Here is a 7,114-nt window from a genome sequence, read left to right on the forward strand (position 1 = left end):
ATCTTTCCGAAAGTCCTTGACTTGTTTTAGTTTTTCTATTAAGCTCAACATATATTTGAAAGGTTGGCGGTCACTCCTCATTTTACCTGATAGTGATCGCTTTTACTTTTGATATTCTGATGGGAGAATGAAACAGCCCTACCCCAAACCCCACTTCCCTCAATTGGCAGTTTACTGAATTGGTCCATCGATACTGCCGGTAAAAAATTGCTTGAGTACGGGGATTTCGGAGTGATAAGCCTCTTGAGTCGGTCCAACCCATTGAAATTGACCTTTATAGAGAAAAACGATGCGATCGGTGGTATTTTCGATGGTGCTGTGGACGTGGGTGACAATGAGATGGGCCCCACAGGCTTTTTTTACCTTGAGAAGTTCCATAATTACCGTCTGGATGCGGGTAGAAGCGACGGGATCGAGTCCGGCAGTGGGTTCATCGTACAGGAGAATGTTCGCTCGATCGGCGGCGATCGAGGGATCGCTGATAATTGCTCTGGCTAAACTGACGCGTTTTCGCATCCCTCCGGATATTTCAGAGGGATAGAGGTCGTAGGAACCGGACATTCCCACTAAATCCAGTTTTTCTTCCACTAAATCGCGGATTTCGGCTCGTTTTAGCTTTGAGTTGCGATAGAGAGCAAAACCGACATTTTCCCCGACGGTGAGGGAGTCAAAAAGGGCCGATTGTTGGAAAACTAGACCAACACCGAGGGGATCTTCCCCCTGTTCTACGGTTCTCTGCCGTTTTGTGCCGTAGATGTACACTTCTCCTCGATCGGGGGCCAGTAATCCGGCGACTAAGCGTAAAATCGTCGATTTTCCCGTCCCGGACGGACCGATCACGCCGATCGCTTCCCCTTCGTACACTTTCAGATCGACGTTATTTAAGATTACTTTCTTGCCGAAAGCTTTGGTTACTCCCCTTAATTCGACGATCGGTTCGCGCATTACCATCTAGAATATCTTTACAAAAATCCCCTTTTATTGTAGGGCAATGACCCGATCTTTCTTTTTTTTCTTTTCTGGTTTTATGGTTCGCGACTCTATCTGCATTTCGGGAATCTCTCGCAATTCTTCCGCATCTAAACGATATTGTTCGCAGACAAGACTCAGACGAATACCAGAACAGCTAACGGGATTAACTGAATGGGTGAGATCTCCTTGAAAGAGGATCAAGGTGTTAGTACAAGGACGAATCTGGGCCACGGAACGATTGCCTGTTGCTAGTACCAGTTCCCCCCCTTGAATATCTTTAGGAACCTGCACATAAAGGACGCTAACTAGGAGCGGAGGATCGATTGTTTTACAATAGGAGCGCAGGGAGCGATCGATATGGGGATCGACGCGTGAACCGGTTTGTAGGAGTAAGGGATTAAGATAAAAAGCGTTGCAGTCAGCTTGTAAACTGCGATCAAGATAGGGTTTAAAATAGGGAAACATTCGTTCAACTTCGCTGATTTGTGTGCGTCGAAAAGCGATAGAAAAGCCTTTGGTTTTAACGAAATCTCGATTTAAATTGTTAACTGTGAAGTGGGGACAAGCGAGAATCTGTCCTTGTAGTTCGCTCAGATAACTGGGAGTAAAAGCGTCGGGATATTGGGAATAGTAAGGCACGGATAGAATCGCAACGGTATGGCAATCTTTAGGATATATTTTTAGTCAAACACAAAATCAGAGTTTTTGCCGCTCCCGAATACAGGTTTATTCAGAATCAGCTTTTGTGACTTATAGTCCGTAGATTAATAGTCATCATAGAAGGAAAATGGACTGTAGAGAATTTCAATATCTTCTTTGGTAGTTTATATATGGCAGGAAAGCTAGTCACTGCTGTTGCTGTGACTGTAAGAAAATTGCGGAAGAAACGTAATCTGAGTCAAGAAGCTTTAGGGTATAGAGCTAATCTTGACAGAACCTACATATCTGGAGTTGAAAGGGGAGTAAGAAACATTACTTTGGACTCCTTAGAACAAATTATTTCAGCTCTGGACATGGATATTGTTACTTTTGTCAATACTGTTGCGGAAGAAATTAATGAGTTATATCATAAATAAACATTCTGATACCAGCTTTTTCTCAAAACAGGGTCAGAAAATAACTATCGATAAAGTCATATTTGAGCATTCATTAGTTGAATGTCATTCTGTTGTTAAAAAAATAGTCCAAGATATACCAGTAGATATATTTAGAATTCTAGGTATGAGAAATCTTTCTGCATTTATTGGTGAGCTATTTGCCATAGAATTTGCCAATAAATCCCAGGGATTATTTATCAACAATCCGCATCAAGACGGCTATCCAGATTTGCTGTTAATGGATAAGAATGGCAAAGTTTTTTTTGAACAACTTTCCCAAGAAAGACGAATGCGAGATAAGTCTCCATTTAGTCCATTTGCTAATGGGGGAGTAGAGGTTAAAGCCACTTGTGGCAGTGTTCCTACACCAAGAGAATTAAAGAAGACTGGAAAAGAAAAACCCGATATGGGAGACACAAGAATCGAGGTAATGAAAAGCTATGATTGGAAGGCTCACCATAGAGAAACTAACAATCTTATTGGCATTCTCTGGGATTTTGAGAATACAATACCTCAAATAGTTGCTGTATTTTTTGGCAACAACTTAACTGACAATGATTGGGGTAAAATTGTTCAGCCAACAGAAGGCGGTGGAAGAACAACTAGCGTCTCAATTATGTCACGACAAGGCGTTAAGAAAATGTATAAAAACTGGATTATGATCAAGAATGACGATAGATATATTAATTTTGTCAACAAATATAACAAAGACAATTTAATTTCAAAATAGACAGAGCTGCTCATATTTTTCCTTGATTTGCTCCTCAAGAGAACAATCATCATTGAGGATGGATACTAAATGATCAAATATTTTTTGTAATCCAGCAGGTGGGATACTTTCGCCAATTAACTCTCTAATTAGTTTATCACTAACTCTTTTGTCATCTGCCCGTTTCCATGAAAATGGGTATTCGGTAATTGTGTGAAGAATCATTGCTTCATACAGAGATAATACTCTATTTTGAATAGGATGTAGTTTATTGTCACTACAAGCATAGGAGAGATTTCGTGTAATTGTACTGGCTGGTGCGTCCCAACTCATTCTTTTATAGGCACTGGTATAACCTTTCATCAACCTGTATTTTCCATCTTCTTTCACCCATGGACGAGGAAGAATGTGTCCACATTTAAGGCAGTAAAGGGGGGTTTCTGTACTAGCTCGATTAATTCCTTCATTATTTTTGCGTGCGCTGTGTGTTGGATTACCATTATATCTACAAACAGGGTTAATACATTGATTATCAAATGAACTTTTTTCTTCTGGTGTATTACTGATCCAAAAATATTTTTCTTCATCTAATAGGGGTACATAGTGATATGGTATATCATCTGATTTAGCAGTTTGTGTTCGTTGAGAGTCAAGTGGTGGTAAATGATATATTGCGTCTCGAACAGTTTTCCATCTGGGAAGTTCTAATCCTTCTTTACTATGAGTTGGTTTAGGAAAAAGAGAATTGTTCTTTTTTAAATAATTCTTCAGTTTCTCATTTTTAGTAAATATTGAAATAAGTCGTTGACGATTCTGCGGGACTCCATAATCAGCAAAATCTATAATGCTAATCGAACTTAAAAACTTATCACCAATACGCTGTTTTATATAATGTAAAATATTTACTAAATAACCGTCTTTCTCGGGAAAGGGTATATAAGTATTTTGCATTTCTGGCACATTTTCCATGACCAGTGTTTCTGCTCCACTAGCCATAAAAACTTCTAGGGTGGGAATGATTAATAAATTTCTCTGGTCGATTTCATTTTTTGAGCCTTTACGAATAGAATTAAGCAGCTTACCTCTGCCATTTCTAGACATACCTTGGCAGGGAGGAGTGGCAAAAACAATGTCTAAATTTTGTCCAGAGAGTCGCTGCTTTGTTTCTGCAACTATCTCATTTTTTTTATCCCATATATCCCCAATAATCATTAGTGATTCTGGGTGGTTAAATTTAAATACTTCTGCACGATCTTTCAATAATTCATTCGCCACTACAACTTCAAATCCCCCAGAGCGAAGAGCCATATCTCCAATTCCACCACAGGCAAATAGACTGATTGCTTTCCTCATCGATTTTCTTGCTCCATGTAACTTATAGTCTATAATAATAATTGGCTGAAGGCAACTTTTAAAAATGAGTATCCCCAGCAAACCTGAAAGCGATCTTTCCTGTCAACCCGGTCGCGGTGACAACCCACCGTTTACAATAGTTAAGAACCAACGGCAAGCAAGAATTAACGATGCGGATTTCGATCAACTGGTTACGAGAATTAGTCAAAATTGCCCAATCTCCCCAAGAATTAGCCGAATTATTGACAATTGCGGGAATAGAAGTGGAAGAGATCGAGGATCGCCGAGAATGGGCAAAGGGTGTGGTTATTGGTAGAATTATTGATCGCCAACCCCATCCCAATGCAGATAAACTAAGTGTCTGTCAGGTGGATATCGGTCAGGAAAATCTTAGTACAATTGTCTGTGGTGCGCCCAATGCTAGGGCTGATATTCTAGTTCCCGTGGCTACTTTGGGAACTCATTTACCAAAAATCAATTTAACGATTAAACCGGCTAAATTGCGCGGGGTAAAATCGGAAGGGATGATCTGTTCCCTCGCAGAATTAGGATTAACTAAAGATTCTGAAGGAATCCACATTTTTAGCCAGGAAAATCTCCCTTTAGGTACAGATGTTCGTCCCCTTTTGGGACTCGATGAGGTGATTTTAGATATTTCTCCCACCGCTAACCGTGCCGATGCTTTGAGTATGATCGGAGTCGCGCGGGAAGTAGCGGCTTTGACAGGAGGAGAATTAAGCCTACCAAAAGTGAAATTAGGGGAATTTTCCCCTAAAAAAGATTTAACGCTGGAAATATCAGAAAATAAAGCCTGTCCTGCTTATATTGGTACGGTGATCGAGGGGGTAAAAATTGGCCCATCTCCGCTATGGTTGCAACAGCGTTTACAGGCTGCCGGATTGCGATCGATCAATAATGTGGTCGATATTACTAATTATGTCCTCTTGGAGTGGGGACAACCCTTACACGCTTTTGATCGCGATCGTTTACAGAGTTTTGCCGGAGGTAAATCCGTTACTATTGGGGTCCGTTTTGCCGAGGAAGGGGAAAAAATTATTAGCCTTGATGGTCAGGAAAGAAGCTTAAAAGAGCTTAATTTATTAATTACTGCCAATAATAAGCCAGTAGCTTTAGCGGGGGTGATGGGAGGTCAAGATACGGAAGTTAACGAGGAAACCGTTAATCTTGTGCTAGAGTCGGCTTTATTCGATCCGATCGCTATCCGTCGTTCCTCAAAAGCGCAGGGTTTACGCAGCGAGTCTTCCGGACGCTATGAACGCGGTGTTAATCCCGCCGCTTTGGAATATGCTTGTCAAAGGGCGATCGATTTAATTCTAGAGTTAGCTGGGGGAACTGTCAGCAGTCAGGTTAAAGCTGATTATCGTGCCGATCAGTCCAGTCGTTCGATCGAATTGCGTTTAGAACGTTTGCAGCAGCTACTGGGTCAAGTTACCCTAGATAATGGTGCGATCGGTGAAATTCTCGCCGAAGATGTGGAGCGGATTTTAGGTAATTTGGGCTGTGAATTGCAGTTAACCTCGAAAAATCCTGTTCTGTGGACTGTGACAGTGCCAGACTACCGTTATCGGGATTTAGAACGGGAAATTGACTTAATTGAAGAAGTAGCGCGACTGTACGGATATGATCGCTTTGTCGATACTTTGCCGGCAAAAACCGCAGCCGGAGGATTATCCTTTGAGGAAACTATACAGCGTCGGCTGCGGGAAGCTTTTCGCGCAGTCGGTTTGACGGAATTAGTCCAGTATTCCCTCGTTAAACCGGAATTAGCGGAAGTTGTCCTCGCTAATCCCCTTTTTGTCGAGTATTCTGCTTTGCGGACTAATCTCCTAGACGGTTTAATCGAAGCGTTTGAGTATAATCAGTCTCAGGGTAACGGTTCCTTAAATGGCTTCGAGATCGGGCGAGTTTTCCGCTTAGAATCGGATAATATCAACGAATACGATGCGATTGCTGGTATTTTTGGCGGTGATTTCTTCCCGGCCGGACGTTGGCTGCGATCGGGTAAAGAGGTAGCCATGACTTGGTACGAAGCAAAAGGGATTTTAGAAGCAGTATTCGATCGCCTTTCGCTGACAGTAAGCTACGAAAAAGATGCCGAAGATGCGCGTTTTCATCCCGGACGAACAGCATCTTTATGGATTGGCAAACAACGCCTAGGTATATTCGGTCAACTACACCCGCAATTGCGTCAGCAAAAGGGATTAATTGAGGCAGTTTATGCCTTTGAAATCCAGTTCCCGATTCTGTTAGCAACTCTTAGCGATAGTGCCAAAATTACCCCGCGTTTACAGGTCTATTCTACCTATCCGGGGGCAGCGCGAGATATCGCCTTTTTTGTTTCTACAGATATACCCGTAGATAGATTGACAAAAACTATCAAAAATGCCGGGGGAACTCTTTTAGAAAAAGTCGAATTATTCGATCGCTATCAGGGGCAGAATGTGCCAGAAAATCATTGTAGTTTGGCCTTTAGTTTAGTCTATCGTGCCAGCGATCGAACTTTAACCGATGAAGATGTGGAACCCTTAATGACAAAAGTGCGAGAAGCTTTAGTTAAACAGTTCCAAGTTTCTTTAAGAAGTTAAATTCAGCGATCAATCATCAGTTATCAGACATCGACTTTATAAGTAGGTAGGCGTTAAAAATTATCAGATGCCCCCCTTATCAAGTAGGGCTGTTTCATTTAAATTAAGTACAGCTGATTTTGAGTCAATAAATTTGATCGAGGATTCTCAAGTTTATCTTTCTCTAACCAAAAGAGTTAGTCACAATAATTAATCTTTAATCTTCTGCCAATATTTATTATGAATAGATTGATAAAGCCTGTTTCCAAGCCACTAAAAGCCTATCTCTCTTGAAATTGTCTGAGAGTACATCCTGTTAATTTAGCTAATTTTTCTGCTTCTTACGTCGATAAAACTATCAGTTTTTCCCAACGTTCAGCTAACCACCTCTGTCCCTC

Annotated in this window: 6 protein-coding genes; 3 read left to right on the plus strand and 3 right to left on the minus strand. The window is 41.2% G+C overall.

Annotation, left to right across the window (positions count from 1 at the left end; all coding sequences use genetic code 11):
• Positions 1 to 171: 171 nt before the first annotated feature.
• The gene (locus IM507_RS06850; RefSeq protein ID WP_185238015.1) at positions 172 to 951 is read right to left on the minus strand and encodes an ABC transporter ATP-binding protein; all 780 of its coding nucleotides are present in this window, start codon (positions 949 to 951) and stop codon (positions 172 to 174) included.
• Positions 952 to 978: 27 nt separating this feature from the next.
• A complete protein-coding gene (locus IM507_RS06855; protein ID WP_002738204.1) occupies positions 979 to 1,611 on the minus strand; it encodes a 2OG-Fe(II) oxygenase in 633 nt (210 codons plus the stop codon).
• Positions 1,612 to 1,802: 191 nt separating this feature from the next.
• Here IM507_RS06855 and IM507_RS06860 point away from each other — a divergent pair, with 191 nt between their 5' ends.
• Positions 1,803 to 2,048 carry a helix-turn-helix domain-containing protein gene (locus tag IM507_RS06860; protein WP_002749478.1) on the plus strand — a complete coding sequence of 82 codons (246 nt, stop codon included), beginning with the start codon at positions 1,803 to 1,805 and terminating at the stop codon, positions 2,046 to 2,048.
• Positions 2,029 to 2,799 carry a hypothetical protein gene (locus IM507_RS06865; protein WP_249268180.1) on the plus strand — a complete coding sequence of 257 codons (771 nt, stop codon included), beginning with the start codon at positions 2,029 to 2,031 and terminating at the stop codon, positions 2,797 to 2,799. Before IM507_RS06860 ends, IM507_RS06865 begins: the two co-directional genes overlap by 20 nt.
• Here IM507_RS06865 and IM507_RS06870 read toward each other — a convergent pair.
• The gene (locus tag IM507_RS06870; protein WP_287636801.1) at positions 2,791 to 4,131 is read right to left on the minus strand and encodes a DNA cytosine methyltransferase; all 1,341 of its coding nucleotides are present in this window, start codon (positions 4,129 to 4,131) and stop codon (positions 2,791 to 2,793) included. The two genes, IM507_RS06865 and IM507_RS06870, sit on opposite strands and share 9 nt — an antisense overlap.
• 170 nt (positions 4,132 to 4,301) lie before the next feature.
• Between IM507_RS06870 and pheT the strand changes: the two genes are divergently transcribed.
• Complete coding sequence (gene pheT / locus IM507_RS06875; RefSeq protein ID WP_287636802.1) at positions 4,302 to 6,737, plus strand: phenylalanine--tRNA ligase subunit beta; 2,436 nt, start codon at positions 4,302 to 4,304, stop codon at positions 6,735 to 6,737.
• Positions 6,738 to 7,114 lie beyond the last annotated feature (377 nt).

This window comes from Microcystis sp. M20BS1 (assembly GCF_020245305.1).
GTDB lineage: Bacteria > Cyanobacteriota > Cyanobacteriia > Cyanobacteriales > Microcystaceae > Microcystis > Microcystis ichthyoblabe_A.

Coding starts and splice junctions, on each gene's coding strand:
- IM507_RS06850 (WP_185238015.1), bottom strand. CDS start 951: ATGGTAATGCGCGAACCGATCGTCGAATTAAGGGGAGTAACCAAAGCT.
- IM507_RS06860 (WP_002749478.1), top strand. CDS start 1,803: ATGGCAGGAAAGCTAGTCACTGCTGTTGCTGTGACTGTAAGAAAATTG.
- IM507_RS06865 (WP_249268180.1), top strand. CDS start 2,029: ATGAGTTATATCATAAATAAACATTCTGATACCAGCTTTTTCTCAAAA.
- IM507_RS06870 (WP_287636801.1), bottom strand. CDS start 4,131: ATGAGGAAAGCAATCAGTCTATTTGCCTGTGGTGGAATTGGAGATATG.
- pheT (WP_287636802.1), top strand. CDS start 4,302: ATGCGGATTTCGATCAACTGGTTACGAGAATTAGTCAAAATTGCCCAA.